This window comes from Arthrobacter sp. RAF14 (assembly GCF_052114185.1).
Classification (GTDB): Bacteria; Actinomycetota; Actinomycetes; order Actinomycetales; family Micrococcaceae; genus Arthrobacter_E.
Window position 1 is genome coordinate 1,345,665 of sequence record NZ_JBFREG010000001.1, and the last position, 16,197, is coordinate 1,361,861.

The window sequence follows — 16,197 nt, forward strand, 5'->3', positions numbered from 1 at the left end:
GGGTGCCGTTGACGGAACGGGCTGCTCGCGTATTGAACGGCTGCGTCAGACGGAAGGCCGCGGGGTCTCCGGGGCGGTCAGGCGATCAGTTGTCGCCCTTGGTCCCGAAGACGATCTCGTCCCAGCTGGGCACGCTGCGCCGCTTGGCCGGCTTCTCGGCGGACTTGCCCTCGGCGTCGGTGGAACCGTCCTTGGCGGAGCCGGAGCCCCGCTGGCGGTCGCCGTCCTCACGCCGGGCGTCCTCCTCGCGCTGACGCCGTTCGGCCTCGGCGCGGGCGAAGTCGTCGGGGTCCTTGTGGAAGCTGGCGCCGCGCAGCACTGAACGCTGCCGCTGAGGGTGGCGTTCTCCTGCTTCGGTCTCCTCGTCCGTGGCGTTGGCGAAGATCTCGTCGGCCAGGCTCGGGCCGCCCTTCCGGGCGTTCCGGTCCAGGTCCGCCGGGGGGACCATGCGGATCTCCCGGGTGTGGGTGCTGACCCCATCGGACAGGGAGATGCCGTCGTCCTCCGACTCGTCCTCCTCGGGCAGGGCTAGCCGGAGCCGGGGGACCTCCGCGGCGGGCGTGTCGTCCTCGTCGTCCTCCTCCTCGACCGCAGAGGGCCGGGGATGGGCTGCGGGGATGCCCTGAGACAGCAGGAGGGCGAGCGTGTCGTCGCTCTCCTCGTCGACGCCGAGCCGCTGACCGCGGCGGGAGTTCAGGAGATCCACCAGACCTTCGGAGTCGTTCAGCAGATCCTCGGGCGAGGGCTGCTCGTCGGTGGCGTCGGCCTCCACGTCGAACGGGTGGTCCCGCACGGCCGAGAGACGGCGGCTGCCCCAGGGGCTGTCCACGTGGAGAGCCAGGGGCTCGAGTTCGCTGAGGTGCTGAGCCCAGCGGTTGGCGTTCTGCAGCGTCTTGGTGAGTGGCGAGTAGCTCCAGCGGGCCGGGGGCTCTTCGCCGAGCTGGCTCCGGAGTGCCTCGGGGATGTCGAAGTCCGCGGTGACCTCCCACATGCCGTGGGCGACCTTCCGGGAATCCCAGTTGAGGCCGTCGACGGGGACGCCGAGCTGCTTGAGGCGGTGTTCGACCATCTCGCCCAGGAACGCGCGGTCCTGGCCGAAGGCGCTCCGGTAGCCTTCGCCGTCGTCCAGGTGACCCGGAACCTCGACGCCGCGGGCCTGGCCGGCCACGTGAGCGCGCTCGGCGAGCACCGGGCCCTCGTACCGTTCGACACTGGCGAGGGGCAGACCGGACTCCTCGGCGACCTCGGCGGCCGTGGCGCCGGCCCGGATGCGGGCCTGGATGTCACGGGGGCTGAGGCCGGGGGTGGAGCCGTTCCGCGCGCTGGGGCGGGCGGACGCGCGGGCGATGGCGCGGCGCAGCGCTTCATCGAGGGGAAGTTCGTAGCGTTCCCCGCCGGAGTCGCTGAGCAAGAGGCGATCACCGTCGTCGTGAACTCCGAGAAGCCGCAGCTCCTGCATCCTGATACCTCCATGTGTGCGTGGCCGTCAATCGAAACTCTGCCATCTCCGGGGCGGCATCGGGGTCAGATTCGAGGGCGTGCCGCGAAATTTCCCCCGTATTGACTGGCTTTAAGGCCGGATCTCCGCCAGAATCGGGCGCGTGTCCGGGCTCGGGCACAAAATCCGCCCTCTCGACGTTGACGCTGTAGTTCCTGGCCACCCGAGGGTGGCTTCCCGATTTCTCATAAGGGGGAAACAACACCACATGGCCACCGATTACGATGCGCCCCGCAAGACCGAGGAAGACCGGGCGAACGAGTCCCTGGAAGCCTTGAAGACCACGCACCGTGCGGACGGCACGTCCGCCGTGGTGGACGAGGATGAGGCTGATCTCGCCGACTCCTTCGAATTGCCCGGGGCGGATCTGTCCCACGAAGAACTCCAGGTCACCGTCCTTCCGGAGCAGTCGGACGAGTTCACCTGTGCCTCCTGCTTCCTGGTCCGGCATCGCTCCCAGATCGCCCGGGAGAAGGACGGGCTCGCTTACTGCGTCGACTGTGAAGGATGAGACGCGGCGGGTCTGACACGACGGCGAAGGGCCGGTGCATGATGCACCGGCCCTTCGCCGTGTGAGCGTCCAGGACGCCGTGGTTCTCTCTCAGGAGGCCAGCGCGGCCAGCAACTGCTGCGGCTTCCGCGTGGAGACCAGCCAGTACGGCGTCTCATCGTCCGGATCGTTGATCTCCACCCGGACCACGGGATCCACCCAGCCGCGGATGCAGAGGTACGCGAGGCCGTTGAGCCGGGGGCCACGCTCCTGGAAGGCCTCGTCCTGGACGAACGCCTCGACGTCGCCGAGGAAGGCGCGGTCGATCACGGCCTTGCCGGCGCGGAATTCCCCGGCGGTCACCTCGACGCGGGGAGTGCTGGCGTACAGGGCGCCGCCCATGAGCAGGAAGAGCACGATCGCGGCCGCGATGCCATAGCCCCAGCCGATCGGCGCGAGCACCAGGATGCCGGCGAGGGACAGGACCGCCACGATGATCCAGGCGCCGGGCCCGGGCCAGAGCCGCTCACTGTAGAGCACGGGGGTGGTGGAAGCGTCCGAGGGCATGGCTGGACCGGTGTTCGTGGAGGGCATGGCACTAGCTTGGCACCTTTCCCTGGGCTTTTCATCTCAGAGCTTTTCATCTCAGGGCTCACCTCGGCATTCCGCCCCGGGAGCCCACCACGGGCAGTCCCGAGGCCTGTCTGCGCCGGGAGAGCCGGTGGCCGGGCGGCCGTACTAGGCTTGAGTCCGTGACTGAACCGCAACCGCACACTCTGGACGTTGAACTCCGCATGCTCGACGACGGCCTGGAACCGCCGTCGTACGCCCAGCCCGGCGATGCCGGCGCCGATCTGCGGGCACGCGTGGACGTTCACCTCGAGCCGGGGGAGCGGCGCCTGGTCCCGACCGGAGTGTCCATCGCCCTCCCGTTCGGGTACGTGGCACTGATCCACCCCCGTTCCGGGCTGGCCACCAAACAGGGATTGAGCATCGTCAACGCTCCGGGGACCGTGGATGCGGGCTACCGGGGCGAAATCGCCGTCACCCTGATCAACACGGACCGCGAGCAGGCCATCGATCTGCGCCGCGGCGATAGAATTGCCCAGATGGTGATCCAGCGCGTGGAGCACGCGCGTTTCGTCGCCGTGAGCGAACTGCCGGACTCGGTCCGCGGCGCTGGCGGCTTCGGATCCACCGGCGGTTTCGCCGGCGCACACGCCTGAGAGCACCCAGACAACCACGGCACCACGGCGCCCCTGACACGAAGACTCTGAGGAGAATCCCGCATGCTATTCGGCAGGTCCCGCAAATCCCAGCGTGAATCCGACGAAGTTCTCACCCCCAGTGACTCCGTGATCGAGGAACAGGACACCGAGGGCCGCTCCGAGAGCGGTCCCTTCGACGTCCATGAGATCGAGGACCGGGAGGAATACCTGGACCTCGGCGCGATCCTGGTCTCCGCCCGCCCCGGCCTGGAGCTCCGGCTCGAGGTCGAGGAGTCCAGTCAGCGCGTGATCGCCGTGTCCCTGGACATGGGGGAGTCCTCCGTGCAGGTGCAGGCGTTCGCGGCACCCCGGTCCGAAGGCCTGTGGCCGGAGATCCGTGAGCAGATCGCGGAGTCCGTGCGCAGCCAGGGCGGCCAGATCGACGAACTGGAAGGCACCCTCGGCGCCGAACTGATCGCGAGCGTACCCGCCGAGGCCCCGGACGGCACGGCCGGCTACCGCGTGGCCCGTTTCGTGGGCGTCGACGGGCCGCGCTGGTTCCTGCGCGGTGTCTTCAGCGGCCCCGCAGCCATCCAGCGGGAAGCGGCCACGGAACTCGAGGAGCTCTTCCGCGCGCTCGTGGTGGTGCGGGGAGACAGCCCGATGCCGCCACGTGAGCTGCTGCCCCTCACCATGCCGAAGGTCTCCCAGGATGCCCCGCAGGAGGAGGACGGCAAGCCCTCCCTCCAGGCTCCCGAACGAGGGCCCGAGATCACCGAGATCGGCTGATCCCCATGCCGGAACCGAACATCCCCGGCCACGGACCCGTCGCCCGGGTCCGTGGCGAATGGGTCGGCCGGATCTCCTCCGTGACCTTCGAGCCTCAAGGCAGCAAGCCGCGCTTCACCGCACGTCTGGGAGAAGTGACCGGTCCGGACCTTCCCGTTCCGGCGGGCGGGCGCTCAGCGGCGGACATCAGGCTGCTCTGGCTGGGCCGTCGCTCGGTGGGCGGGATCGAGCCGGGTTCCACACTCCGGGTCCGGGGGATGCTGACCTCGCGGAGCGGGCTGGCCACGATCATCAACCCCGGCTACGAGATCATCTCGGCCGGCGGACACCGAGCGGACTGACGGCGGACCGGACAGGTCGCACGGACTGAACCAGAAAGGCCACACCACCCATGACCACTGAGGACCCGAACACCGCGGCCCACCGCGCCGGGAACCGCCCTGAAGGCCAGGCGGACCCGGCGGGACGCGAGGACCTCGCGCGGAGCGTGGCCGCCGCGGCCGGAGTCCACCACCACGAGGACGGCCGGGTGGACCTGCTGCGGACCGCCGGAGGCTGGCAGGGCATCTGCGAAAGCATCCTGCCGGGCCTGGTGTTCCTGGTGCTGTACACCGTCACGGAGTCCCTGGGCTGGGGCCTCGGGGTCGCCCTGGGCACGAGCGCGGTCTTCGCGGTCGCCCGTCTGATCCAGAAGCAGAAGCTCACCATGGCCCTCGCCGGCGTGGTCGGTGTGGCCATCTCCGCGTGGGTCGCCCAGAGCACCGGCAAGGCCTCCGATTTCTACGTGCCGGGCTTCTTCACCAACGGCGCCTACCTGGTGGCGCTCCTGGTGTCCATCATCGTCAAGTGGCCTCTGGCCGGGCTGCTGTTCGGCTTCCTGCGGAACGAGGGCGTGCACTGGCGGAAGGAACCTGCCCGGCTGAGGCGCTACACCCTGGCCACCTGGGTGATCATCGCGATCTTCGGCCTGCGCCTGGCCGTCCAGCTGCCGCTCTACTTCATGGGCGACGCCGGACTCACCGCCCTCGGCACCACGCGGCTCCTGATGGGCACGCCGCTGTACGTGCTGGGCCTCTGGCTGGCCTGGCTTCTCAGCCGGCCCGCGGCTCCGGCGGAGGAGCGCGCACAGGACTCCTGACCGGGGTCCTGGCGACTGAGCTGACACGACGACGGCGGTGCACGGCGAGGATTCGCCGTGCACGTGCGATGGGCGCCTGGTCCCGGAGGATGGCGACCAGCGTGGCGTCCTGCGGCCAGTCGATGTCGCCCACCGTGGAGCCGATGAAGGACGCGTCATGCGGGACCGTGAACTCCACGAGGGAGGAGACACCGGTCTGGAGCGTGAGCAGGCGGACCACGTCGCCGATCTCCACGGCCTCCTCCACCAGGGCCGTCATGAGCTGCGGCGTGTTGACCGCGACGTCCACGCCCCAGGAGTCGTCGAACATCCAGCCGTTCTTCGGGTTGTTCACGCGGCCCACCGTGCGGCCCACACCGAATTCGGTCTTGGCCAGCAGGGAGACCACCAGATTCACCTTGTCATCGCCCGAGGCGGAGACCACCACATCGGCGTCGTCCAGACGGGCTTCCTTGAGCACGCTCAGTTCGCAGGCGTCGCCCACCAGCCAGTGAGCGCCGCGCAGGCCGCTGCGTCCGATCACCTCGGGCTTGAGGTCGATCAGCAGCACCTCGTGCTGGTGGCTCAGGAGCTCACGGGCGATGGAACTTCCGACGCTGCCGGCGCCGACGATCACGACTTTCACTCTGCTTCCTTCACGGGTGCCTTGGAGAGGATCCGGGTCACGGCGTCCAGCCGCGCGACGGGGACGATGGCGTGCAGACTGTCGCCCTCCTGGAAGCGCGAATCGGAGTGCACCATGGTTCCCTCGCCGAACCGGCTCAGGTAGGCGACGCGGATCTCCGCGGTCTCCTCGAGTTCGCTCAGGGGGCGGCCCTCCCAGCCGTGGTCCACGGCGAGCTCCGTGAGGACGAGCCGTCCGGACGGCTCGCGGAAGTCACCCGTGATGGACTGCTCGGGAAGGATGCGGCGCAGAACCTGGTCGGCGCTCCACTTCACGGCGGCCACCGTGGGGATGCCGAGGCGCTGGTAGATCTCCGCACGTCCCGGGTCGTAGATGCGGGCCACCACGTGGGGGACGTGGAACGTCTCGCGGGCCACGCGGGTGGCGAGGATGTTGGAGTTGTCTCCGCTGGAGACGGCGGCGAACGCGTAGGCGTCCTCCACGCCGGCATGCCGCAGCGTGTCCCGGTCGAAGCCGACGCCGGTGACCTTGCGGCCCTGGAAGCCGTTGCGCAGACGCCGGAAGGCCCGCTCATCCTGGTCGATGATGGCCACGCTGTGGCCGGAGTCCTCCAGTGTGTGGGCCAGGGTCGCGCCCACACGGCCACAGCCCATGATGACGAAATGCGCCACGAACCATTCCTTCAATTCTGCGGATGCCCGGTGTGCATCCGTACGGATCAGAACACCAATGTATCCGGTGCGGGGCGTCATCCGTGCCGCGGAGGCCAGGAGATTTCCCTCCGTCATGACACAGGGGCACCGCGCAGACTACCGTAGTCAGGTGCTGTCACTTCTGAATGCGGTCAAGCGGGTGATCGTCGGCCGGCCGTTCCGTAACGACCGGTTGGCCCACACCCTGCTTCCCAAGCGCATCGCATTGCCGGTCTTCGCCTCGGACGCCCTGTCCTCCGTGGCCTACGCCCCCGATGAGATCCTCCTGACCCTCGCTCTCGCCGGGGTCTCCGCCGTCGCGCTCTCCCCGTGGGTGGGCCTCGCCGTCGCCATCGTGCTGCTCACGGTGGTGGCCTCGTACCGCCAGAACGTGCACGCCTACCCTTCGGGCGGTGGCGACTACGAGATCGCGAACGTGAACCTCGGCAAGTTCGCGGGCCTCACGGTCGCCTCGGCCCTGCTGGTCGACTACGTCCTCACCGTGGCCGTCTCCATGTCCTCGGCCGCCAACTACCTGGCGACGGCCGTGCCGTCGCTGCACGGCAGCCAGGCCCTCATCGCGACGCTCGGCGTCGCGGTGCTGGCGCTGGTCAATCTGCGCGGCATCAAGGAGGCGGGGTCGGTCTTCGCCCTGCCCACCTACATCTTCATGGCGGCCATCATCGGCATGTCCATCGTGGGAGCCATTCAGGCGGCCACCGGGACGCTGGGGCAGGCGGAGTCCGCCGCCTTCGAGATCGTCCCCGAGAGCCACTTCGACCAGGGTCTGGTGGGCCTGGCGGGAGCGTTCCTGCTGCTCAGGGCCTTCTCCTCGGGCGCCGCGGCCCTGACGGGTGTGGAGGCGATCAGCAACGGCGTCCCCAACTTCCAGAAGCCCAAGAGCAAGAACGCGGCGACGACGCTGCTCCTGCTCGGCGTGATCGCCACCACGATGCTGGCCGGCATCCTGTTCCTGGCCAACGCGACCAAGGTGCACATCGTCCTGGATCCCGCCACGGAGTTCCTCAAGGACGGCAAGCCGCTGCCCGAGGGGTACATCCAGAATCCGGCCATCAGCCAGATCGCCCAGACGGTGTTCGGTGCGGGCTCCATCCCGTTCTACATCGTGGTGGCCGCGACCGGTGTCATCCTGGTGTTCGCCTCGAACACCGCCTTCAACGGCTTCCCCGTGCTCGGGTCCATCCTGGCCCAGGACGGGTACCTGCCCCGGCAGCTCAAGACCCGTGGCGACCGTCTGGCGTACAGCAACGGCGTCCTGGCCCTCGCCGCGGGCGCCCTGATCCTCATCCTGGCCTTCAACGCCGACGTCACGAAGCTGATCCAGCTCTACATCGTGGGCGTGTTCATCTCCTTCACGGCCAGCCAGCTCGGCATGGTCCGGCACTGGGGCCGTGAACTGAAGAAGGTCCGGGACAAGGCGACCCGGCTCCGCCTGATGAAGTCCCGCACCATCAACATGGTGGGCTTCGGCATGACCGCCCTGGTGCTGACCATCGTCCTCATCACCAAGTTCGAGCAGGGGGCGTGGATCGCGCTGCTCGCCATGCTGGTGCTGTTCCTCATCATGTGGAGCATCCGGGCGCACTACGACAACGTGGCCAAGGAACTGGCGGTCGACGAGGATTCCGCACCCCGGGCCCTGCCGTCCCGTGTCCACGCCGTCCTGCTGGTCTCCCACGTCCGTAAGCCCGTGCTGCGCGCACTGGCTTACGCCCGCGCCTCACGCCCGTGGAAGCTCGACGCGGTGATCGTGGACATCAACCCGGAGGAGACCGCCCGGACGGTGGAGGACTGGAAGAAGCTCGACATCCCGGTGCCGCTGACCGTCCTGGCCAGCCCCTACCGAGAAACCGTCACCCCGATCCTCGACTACGTGAAGAACATGCGGAAGGACTCGCCCCGCGATCTGATCGTCGTCTACATCCCCGAGTACGTGGTCGGCAAGTGGTGGGAACAGCTGGTGCACAACCAGACCGCCCTGCGGATCAAGACCCGTCTGCACTTCGAACCGGGTGTCATGGTCGCCAGCGTGCCGTGGCAGCTCAAATCGTCCAAGGAAGCCCAGCAATTGCAGGAACTCAGGTGAATCCACACTCCGCAGAGCAGACCGTCACTCTCACCCTCGGGCCCGTCGCGCATGGTGGCCACACGGTGGCCCGTCACGACTCGCGGGTGGTGTTCGTCCGGCACGGTCTGCCGGGGGAGCAGGTCCGGGTCCGGCTGACGGAGGCTGCCCCGGACGCCCGCTTCTGGCGGGGCGACGTGGTGGAGGTCCTGGAGGCCTCCGCGGACCGTCAGGAGCACCCGTGGCGGCAGGCGTCGGCCCTGGAGGCCGCGCGGAACTCCGCGCAGCCCGTGGGCGGCGCTGAGTTCGGCCATGCGACGCTTCCCGCTCAGCGGCGGCTCAAGTCCGCCGTGCTGGCCGAGCAACTGCAGCGTCTGGCCGGGCTGGACCGGGTCACCGAGGTGGAAGCCGTGGAGGACGACGGCGGCCGCGGCCTGCACTGGCGCACCAGGATGGCCTTCGCCGTCACCGCGGACGGGCGCCTCGGGATGCATGCTCACCGCTCGGAGGAGGTGCTGCCCGTCGAATCGATGCCGCTCGCATCCGAGGAGATCGTGGCCCTCGGCCTGTGGGACCGCCGCTGGAAGGGCGTCGCCCGGGTGGAGGTCGCGGCGCCCGCCAACGGCTCGCAGCCTCTGGTCATCCTCTGGCCGGAGGAGGGCTTGGGGGAAAAGGAGCAGGGCAAGGCTCTGAACCGCGCCGTCGCGCAGATTCCGGACGGGGTCTCCGTCGCCGTCATGGATCCCGCCAGCAAGCAACTGCTGCGCTGGCGCGGGCGGTCCTGGGTGCGGGAGAGCGTGAACGGCTTCGAATACCGGGTGACCGGCGACGGGTTCTGGCAGATCCACCGGCGCGCTCCGCAGACCCTCATGGATGCCGTGACCGGATTCCTGGGCGAGGGTGGCTTCCTCACGGAAGGCGCGTCCGTCGCGGACCTGTACGCGGGTGCCGGCCTGTTCACCGCTCCCTTGGCGGCGGCCGTGGGGGAGAGCGGTGCGGTCCTCTCAGTGGAGGGGGCGCCCGGCACCAGCCGTGACGCGCGCAAGAACTTCCACGGGCAGCGTCACGTGAAGATCGTGCAGGGCAAGGTGGAACGGGTCCTGCGTCAGCGCCCCCGGCGCCTCGACGCCGTCGTCCTCGACCCGCCGCGTGCGGGCGCGGGCCGGACCGTGGTCCAGCAACTGGTGGATTCCGGCCCCCGTGCCATCGCCTACGTGTCCTGCGATCCGGCGTCGTTCGCCCGCGATGTGAAGTTCTTCGATGCCCAGGGCTGGGAGCTGGCCGGGCTGCGTGCCTTCGATCTGTATCCCCACACGCACCACCTGGAGACGGTCGGCCTGCTGCTGCCGAAAGGCTGACTCCGCGGGCCATTGCGGGCCGGTGGTGCCGGGTGTAGCTTGACCGTGGGGCGCCATGGCGGCGCCGCGAAAGGAGCCCGTCATGTCCGCGATCCTCAACCCGTATTTGAACTTCAAGGACGAGGCCCGGCAGGCCATGGAGTTCTATCAGGGCGCTCTCGGCGGTGAGCTGACACTCAACACCTTCGGAGAGTTCCACGCCTCGGAAGACCCTTCTGAAGCGGACAAGATCATGCACGCGCAGCTGAAGACGCCGTCCGGCTTCACGCTGATGGCGGCGGACACACCCAACCAGATGCAGTTCACCGGGCACGCCGGCTTCTCGGTGAGCCTTTCGGGTGACGACGCCCCGGAGCTCCAGGGCTACTGGGAGGCGCTTGCCGACGGCGGTCAGGTGGTCATGCCGCTCGAACGGCAGATGTGGGGCGACACCTTCGGCATGGTCGTGGACCGCTTCGGCGTCACGTGGATGGTCAACATCGCCGGTCAGTGAAGCTTTGACCGGGTGGCGACCGCCATCCGGAACGGTTAGGCAGACCTAACTAGCATGCGTTCTGTGACGCGACAAAGATGAAAGTGTTGCGAGAGGAGTCCTGCTATATGAGCACTGTGGACAGCTTCGGTTCCAAGGGCGTACTGAACGTCAAAGGCACCGATTACGAAATCTTCCGGCTGAACTCTGTGGAAGGCGCGGAAAGCCTTCCCTACAGCTTGAAAGTCCTTCTGGAGAATCTGCTCCGGACCGAGGACGGTGCCAACATCACCGCCGACCATGTCCGCGCCCTGGCCGCCTGGGATCCGGCAGCCGAGCCTGACACGGAAATCCAGTTCACCCCCGCCCGCGTGATCATGCAGGACTTCACCGGCGTGCCGTGTGTGGTCGACCTGGCCACCATGCGCGAGGCCGTGAAGGATCTGGGCGGTGACCCGAAGCGCGTCAACCCGTTGGCGCCCGCCGAGATGGTCATCGACCACTCCGTGCAGATCGACGCCTTCGGCAATGCCGGGGCGCTCGAGCGGAACATGGAGATCGAATACCAGCGCAATGGGGAGCGTTACCAGTTCCTCCGCTGGGGCCAGACGGCCTTCGACGACTTCAAGGTCGTCCCGCCGGGAACCGGCATCGTGCACCAGGTCAACATCGAGTACCTGGCGCGCACCATCATGACCCGTGAGGTGGACGGCAAGCTCCGCGCTTACCCGGACACCTGCGTGGGCACCGATTCGCACACCACCATGGTGAACGGCCTGGGCATCCTCGGCTGGGGCGTCGGCGGCATCGAAGCCGAGGCGGCCATGCTGGGCCAGCCCGTCTCCATGCTCATCCCGCGCGTGGTCGGCTTCAAGCTCTCCGGCTCCATCCCGGCCGGCGCCACCGCCACGGACGTGGTGCTGACGATCACCGAGATGCTGCGCAAGCACGGTGTGGTCGGCAAGTTCGTCGAGTTCTACGGTGAGGGCGTCGCGGCCGTGCCGCTGGCAAACCGCGCCACCATCGGCAACATGAGCCCGGAGTTCGGCTCCACGGCAGCCATGTTCCCGATCGACGACGTCACGCTCGACTACCTGCGCCTCACCGGCCGCAGCGAGGAGAACGTCGCCCTGGTGGAGGCTTACACCAAGGAGCAGGGCCTCTGGCACGATCCGTCCCGCGAGCTGCGCTTCTCCGAGTACCTCGAGCTGGACCTGTCCACCGTGGTGCCGTCCATCTCCGGCCCGAAGCGTCCCCAGGACCGCATCGAGCTCACGGACGCCAAGGAGCAGTTCCGCAAGGACATCCACAACTACGTCACGCTCGCCGACGGCAGTGTCGACGAGGCGCTGGACGAGTCCTTCCCGGCTTCCGACTCCCCGTCCTTCAGCCCGGATTCCCACATGACCGAGGACAACGAGGTCAAGGTGGTGGCATCCGCCGCCAACGGCGCCAACGGACGTCCGTCCAAGCCCGTGACCGTGCAGACCGCCGACGGCCGCAGCTTCGAGCTGGACCACGGTGCCGTGTCGATCGCCTCGATCACCTCCTGCACCAACACCTCGAACCCCTCGGTCATGCTGGCTGCGGCTCTGCTGGCACGCAACGCCGTGGAGAAGGGCCTCACGGCCAAGCCGTGGGTCAAGACCTCGGTAGCCCCCGGTTCCAAGGTCGTCACGGACTACTACGAGAAGTCCGGCCTGACGCCGTACCTGGAGAAGCTCGGCTTCTACATCGTCGGCTACGGCTGCGCCACCTGCATCGGCAACTCCGGTCCGCTGGAGCCGGAGATCTCCGAGGCCGTCCAGGCCAACGACCTCTCCGTCACCGCCGTCCTGTCCGGCAACCGCAACTTCGAGGGCCGCATCAACCCGGACGTCAAGATGAACTACCTGGCCTCCCCGCCGCTGGTCATCGCGTACGCTCTGGCCGGCACCATGGACTTCGACTTCGACGTCGATCCGCTGGGCCAGGATGAGCAGGGCAACGACGTGTTCCTGAAGGACATCTGGCCGAACCCGGTCGAGGTCCAGCAGGTCATCGACTCCTCCATCGACGAGGGCATGTTCGCCAAGGGCTACGAGGGCGTCTTCGAGGGCGACGACCGCTGGAAGGCGCTCGACACCCCCGCCGGCGACACCTTCGCCTGGGCCGACGACTCCACCTACGTCCGGAAGCCCCCGTACTTCGAGGGCATGAAGTCGCAGCCGGAGCCCGTCACGGACATCGAGGGGGCCCGCGTGCTCCTCAAGCTGGGCGATTCCGTCACCACGGACCACATCTCCCCGGCCGGTTCCTTCAAGTCGGACACCCCGGCGGGCCAGTACCTGCTGGCCAACGGTGTGGAGCGCAAGGACTTCAACTCCTACGGTTCCCGTCGTGGCAACCACGAGGTGATGATCCGCGGCACGTTCGCGAACATCCGCATCAAGAACCAGCTGCTCGCCGACTTCAACGACGGCGCCGGCGTCGAGGGTGGCTTCACCCGCGACTTCACCCAGCCCGAGGGTCCGCAGGCCTACGTCTACGACGCGGCGCAGAACTACCGTGAGGCGGGCACCCCGCTGGTGGTCCTGGGCGGCAAGGAGTACGGTTCCGGCTCCAGCCGTGACTGGGCTGCCAAGGGCACCGCGCTGCTGGGCGTCAAGGCCGTCATCACCGAGAGCTTCGAGCGCATCCACCGCTCGAACCTGATCGGCATGGGCGTCCTGCCGCTCCAGTTCCCGGAGGGCGAGAACGCCGCGACTCTGGGCCTGGACGGCACCGAGACGTTCTCGATCTCGGGTGTGACCCAGCTGAACGAAGGCGTGACGCCGAAGACCCTCAAGGTCACGGCCACCAAGGAGGACGGCACGAGCAAGTCCTTCGACGCCGTCGTCCGCATCGACACCCCCGGTGAGGCTGACTACTACCGCAACGGTGGCATCCTCCAGTACGTGCTGCGGCAAATTAGCGGTAGCTGAACATAGCGAAATAGAGCCCTGTCTCCGGGATGCCCCGGCGACAGGGCTCTATTGCTTGGCTTGGGCCAGAGATTCGCCTGAGACCAGAATTACATGGGACCCGTTGTGTACCCGGTGTCGACTGAGGAACCCATCAGTACGCGCTGAGGCAAATCAGAGGAGCTCGAGCCGATCTGCTCGGGTACCAGCGGATCTGGTCGTCGACGCACCTTTTCGGGGACTGTGATGAAATTTTGCACGAGCGCACCGTAATTCTTCGGCTCGGTGCGGCATTTGGCGTTGGGCCGCGATCTCAGATGAGGACGATGGCAGTGGAAGACACTGAACAGAATTGGCGGTCCGTGAGGCCTGTTCTCGGCTCGTGATACTTGAATGAACGTAGAAAGAGTCAACCGTGGCGCTGAAAAAATCTGACCTCTACTCCTCACTGTGGAGCAGCGCCGACGAGCTGCGCGGATCGATGGACGCCAGCCAGTACAAGGACTATGTCCTCACACTGCTGTTCGTGAAGTATGTCTCTGACAAGGCGAAGGCAGACAGGTCGGCGCTGATTTATGTCCCCGACGACGGCTCCTTCGACTATCTGATCTCGCTCAAGGGAAAGCCCGACGTCGGGGAGAAGGTTAACGTCGCCATCCGGCGTCTCGCCGAAGAGAACGACTTGCTGGGCGTTATCAACAACGCCAACTTCGATGACCCCGCTAAGCTCGGCTCGGGCAAGGAACTGCAGGACAAGGTCTCGAACCTGATCGGCATCTTCCAGGACATGGACTTCACTGGCTCCAAGGCCGAGGGTGACGACCTCCTGGGCGACGCCTACGAGTACCTCATGCGGCACTTCGCCACGCAGTCCGGCAAGAGCAAGGGGCAGTTCTACACCCCGTCAGAGGTCTCTCGCGTGATGGCGCAGCTGCTCCAGATCCCGGCGGGCACCCCGAAGTCCACCACCGTGTACGACCCGACCTGCGGCTCCGGGTCGTTGCTGATCAAAGTTGCGGACGCCGCCCCCAACGGCTTGACGATTTACGGCCAGGAAAACGACAATGCCACCTGGGCGCTGGCGCGGATGAACATGATCCTCCACGGCAACGAGACTCACGACCTGCGCCAAGGGAATACCCTGGCCACCCCGAAGTTTACTTACAACGGCAACCTCCAGACATTCGACTATCTTGTGGCAAACCCGCCGTTCTCTCACAAGACCTGGACCAACGGTTTCGACTACTCTTTCGGCCGTTTCGATGGCTTCGACACCCCGCCCGACAAGAACGGCGATTACGCGTTCCTCTTGCACATGGTCAAGTCATTGCGGCCCCGAGGCAAGGGCGTCGTAGTCCTCCCGCACGGAGTGCTGTTCCGCGGAAACTCTGAGGCGAGGATCCGCACCGGGCTGATCAGGCGCGGCTACATCAAGGCAATCATCGGCCTGCCGGCGAACCTTTTCTACGGCACCGGCATCCCCGCCTGCCTGATCGTGCTCGACAAGGAGAACGCCCAGGGACGCAGTGGCATCTTCATGATCGACGCGAGCAAGGGCTTCGCCAAGGACGGTCCCAAGAACCGGCTGCGCCCGCGCGACATGCACAAGATCGTCGACGCCTACAACAGCAGCAAGGAGATCGCCCGCTACTCCCGGATGGTGCCGATCGGCGAGATCGCGGATCCGAAGAACGACTACAACCTCAACATCCCGCGCTACATCGACTCTTCCGAACCCGAGGACATCCAGGACCTCCGCGCGCACATGCACGGCGGCATTCCCAACCGTGACCTCGATGCACTCCAGGCCTACTGGGACGCGTTCCCGAACCTCCGCAGTGAACTCTTCGCACCGCAGCGCGAGGGTTACTCGGAGCTGAAGGTCGAGCCCAGCGAAATCCGGTCGACAGTCACCATCTCCGGCGAGTACGAGGCTTTCGAACTCGACACCGCGAATACGGTGCAGCAGTGGTGGGCAAGCAAGCGAGACCTGCTCGAGGCGATCGAACCGACCGCTAGACCCGCAGAGCTCATCCACGAGATCTCCGAGGCGCTCTTGGATGCGTTCCGGCCACGACCGCTGATCGACGAATACGGCGTCTACGAGCAGCTCATGAGCTATTGGAACGACGTCATGCACGACGATGTGTCGCTGATCGCCAGCGAAGGCTGGATCCAGGCCGTGCAGCCGCGCGCCGCACGCATGTGGAAGGACAAGAACAACAAGCCCAAGTACGAAGACGCCCACATCGTCTTCGGCACCGGTGCGAAAGCGAAACGTTGGGTGATGGACCTCCTTCCACCTGAGCACGTGATCGCTCGCTACTTCGCAGCCGAACAGGCCGAACTCGACCGCCTGACCGAGGCTCGCGACGCAGCAACCCTCTTAGTGGCCGAATACATCGAAGAGAACGCCGCCGAAGGCGGGCTGCTCTTCGACGCTGCCGAAGAGGAGGGCAAGCTGCCTAAGAAGGCTGCGGCTGAGTACCTCAAGGAACTCAAACGTTCTGGTGGAGACTCCGATGAGATTGCGGCGTTCACTGAAGTCGGAGTGTTGTATCGAGCTGAGGACAAGGCTAAGGAGGCCGTCAAGGACGCTACAACCGCACTCAACGAGAGGGCTCTCGCCAAGTACAAGATACTCACCGAGGCTGAAGTGCAGGACCTCGTCATCGATGCTAAGTGGGGGACGACCCTCCAACGGCAGATTAATGGTGAAGTGGTGGCGCTCGGTCAGATTCTGATCGCGAGGCTTAGCATGCTTGCTGGACGGTACGAGGCGACGATCGGCGGGCTGGACGCATTGGTCAGTCAGCTTGGCGAAAAGGTAGCGCGCCTCCTTGCTGACTTGGAGATCCTTGCATGACCGCGTGGGGCATATCGACATTTGGAGACGAGT

14 protein-coding genes are annotated in these 16,197 nt (G+C 66.7%); 10 read left to right on the plus strand and 4 right to left on the minus strand.

The window, feature by feature from the left end:
* Positions 1-85: 85 nt before the first annotated feature.
* The gene (sepH, locus tag AB4Y75_RS06315) at positions 86-1,459 is read right to left on the minus strand and encodes a septation protein SepH (protein WP_441434995.1); all 1,374 of its coding nucleotides are present in this window, start codon (positions 1,457-1,459) and stop codon (positions 86-88) included.
* A 247-nt stretch (positions 1,460-1,706) separates the two neighbouring features.
* Between sepH and AB4Y75_RS06320 the strand changes: the two genes are divergently transcribed.
* Positions 1,707-2,009: a DUF4193 domain-containing protein gene (locus AB4Y75_RS06320; protein ID WP_278266425.1), complete on the plus strand. Its 303-nt coding sequence runs from the start codon at positions 1,707-1,709 to the stop codon at positions 2,007-2,009.
* Positions 2,010-2,099: 90 nt separating this feature from the next.
* On the opposite strand, the gene AB4Y75_RS06325 is transcribed toward AB4Y75_RS06320, so the two are convergent.
* Complete coding sequence (locus AB4Y75_RS06325) at positions 2,100-2,582, minus strand: DUF3093 domain-containing protein (RefSeq protein ID WP_441434996.1); 483 nt, start codon at positions 2,580-2,582, stop codon at positions 2,100-2,102.
* A 158-nt stretch (positions 2,583-2,740) separates the two neighbouring features.
* Here AB4Y75_RS06325 and dut point away from each other — a divergent pair, with 158 nt between their 5' ends.
* From dut to AB4Y75_RS06345, 4 genes are all read left to right on the plus strand, one after another.
* A complete protein-coding gene (gene dut / locus AB4Y75_RS06330; RefSeq protein ID WP_441434997.1) occupies positions 2,741-3,214 on the plus strand; it encodes a dUTP diphosphatase in 474 nt (157 codons plus the stop codon).
* Positions 3,215-3,277: 63 nt separating this feature from the next.
* A complete protein-coding gene (locus tag AB4Y75_RS06335) occupies positions 3,278-3,985 on the plus strand; it encodes a DUF3710 domain-containing protein (protein ID WP_441434998.1) in 708 nt (235 codons plus the stop codon).
* 5 nt (positions 3,986-3,990) lie between these two features.
* Positions 3,991-4,326 (plus strand): hypothetical protein, encoded by a 336-nt coding sequence (locus tag AB4Y75_RS06340; RefSeq protein WP_441434999.1) that lies wholly within the window; start codon positions 3,991-3,993, stop codon positions 4,324-4,326.
* A 50-nt stretch (positions 4,327-4,376) separates the two neighbouring features.
* The gene (locus AB4Y75_RS06345; RefSeq protein ID WP_441435000.1) at positions 4,377-5,123 is read left to right on the plus strand and encodes a DUF3159 domain-containing protein; all 747 of its coding nucleotides are present in this window, start codon (positions 4,377-4,379) and stop codon (positions 5,121-5,123) included.
* Here AB4Y75_RS06345 and AB4Y75_RS06350 read toward each other — a convergent pair.
* Together AB4Y75_RS06350 and AB4Y75_RS06355 are read right to left on the minus strand one after the other, a co-directional pair.
* Positions 5,077-5,748: a potassium channel family protein gene (locus tag AB4Y75_RS06350; protein WP_441435001.1), complete on the minus strand. Its 672-nt coding sequence runs from the start codon at positions 5,746-5,748 to the stop codon at positions 5,077-5,079. The genes AB4Y75_RS06345 and AB4Y75_RS06350 overlap by 47 nt on opposite strands.
* Positions 5,745-6,419, minus strand: a complete 675-nt coding sequence (locus tag AB4Y75_RS06355) for a potassium channel family protein (RefSeq protein WP_441435002.1) — start codon at positions 6,417-6,419, stop codon at positions 5,745-5,747. The genes AB4Y75_RS06350 and AB4Y75_RS06355 overlap by 4 nt, the downstream gene beginning before the upstream one ends.
* 115 nt (positions 6,420-6,534) lie before the next feature.
* Between AB4Y75_RS06355 and AB4Y75_RS06360 the strand changes: the two genes are divergently transcribed.
* From AB4Y75_RS06360 to AB4Y75_RS06380, 5 genes are all read left to right on the plus strand, one after another.
* Entirely contained in the window at positions 6,535-8,547 is a 2,013-nt protein-coding gene (locus tag AB4Y75_RS06360) for an APC family permease (protein WP_441435003.1), read from the plus strand.
* Positions 8,544-9,884 (plus strand): class I SAM-dependent RNA methyltransferase, encoded by a 1,341-nt coding sequence (locus tag AB4Y75_RS06365; RefSeq protein ID WP_441435004.1) that lies wholly within the window; start codon positions 8,544-8,546, stop codon positions 9,882-9,884. Before AB4Y75_RS06360 ends, AB4Y75_RS06365 begins: the two co-directional genes overlap by 4 nt.
* 82 nt (positions 9,885-9,966) lie before the next feature.
* On the plus strand, positions 9,967-10,377 hold the full coding sequence (locus tag AB4Y75_RS06370) for a VOC family protein (protein WP_441435005.1): 411 nt from the start codon (positions 9,967-9,969) through the stop codon (positions 10,375-10,377).
* Between the two features lie 107 nt (positions 10,378-10,484).
* The gene (gene acnA, locus AB4Y75_RS06375; RefSeq protein ID WP_441435006.1) at positions 10,485-13,319 is read left to right on the plus strand and encodes an aconitate hydratase AcnA; all 2,835 of its coding nucleotides are present in this window, start codon (positions 10,485-10,487) and stop codon (positions 13,317-13,319) included.
* Between the two features lie 394 nt (positions 13,320-13,713).
* Positions 13,714-16,164 carry an N-6 DNA methylase gene (locus AB4Y75_RS06380; RefSeq protein WP_441435007.1) on the plus strand — a complete coding sequence of 817 codons (2,451 nt, stop codon included), beginning with the start codon at positions 13,714-13,716 and terminating at the stop codon, positions 16,162-16,164.
* Positions 16,165-16,197 lie beyond the last annotated feature (33 nt).

Coding starts and splice junctions, on each gene's coding strand:
- acnA (WP_441435006.1), top strand. CDS start 10,485: ATGAGCACTGTGGACAGCTTCGGTTCCAAGGGCGTACTGAACGTCAAA.
- AB4Y75_RS06320 (WP_278266425.1), top strand. CDS start 1,707: ATGGCCACCGATTACGATGCGCCCCGCAAGACCGAGGAAGACCGGGCG.
- AB4Y75_RS06360 (WP_441435003.1), top strand. CDS start 6,535: ATGACACAGGGGCACCGCGCAGACTACCGTAGTCAGGTGCTGTCACTT.
- AB4Y75_RS06340 (WP_441434999.1), top strand. CDS start 3,991: ATGCCGGAACCGAACATCCCCGGCCACGGACCCGTCGCCCGGGTCCGT.
- AB4Y75_RS06370 (WP_441435005.1), top strand. CDS start 9,967: ATGTCCGCGATCCTCAACCCGTATTTGAACTTCAAGGACGAGGCCCGG.
- AB4Y75_RS06345 (WP_441435000.1), top strand. CDS start 4,377: ATGACCACTGAGGACCCGAACACCGCGGCCCACCGCGCCGGGAACCGC.
- sepH (WP_441434995.1), bottom strand. CDS start 1,459: ATGCAGGAGCTGCGGCTTCTCGGAGTTCACGACGACGGTGATCGCCTC.
- AB4Y75_RS06325 (WP_441434996.1), bottom strand. CDS start 2,582: ATGCCCTCCACGAACACCGGTCCAGCCATGCCCTCGGACGCTTCCACC.
- AB4Y75_RS06335 (WP_441434998.1), top strand. CDS start 3,278: ATGCTATTCGGCAGGTCCCGCAAATCCCAGCGTGAATCCGACGAAGTT.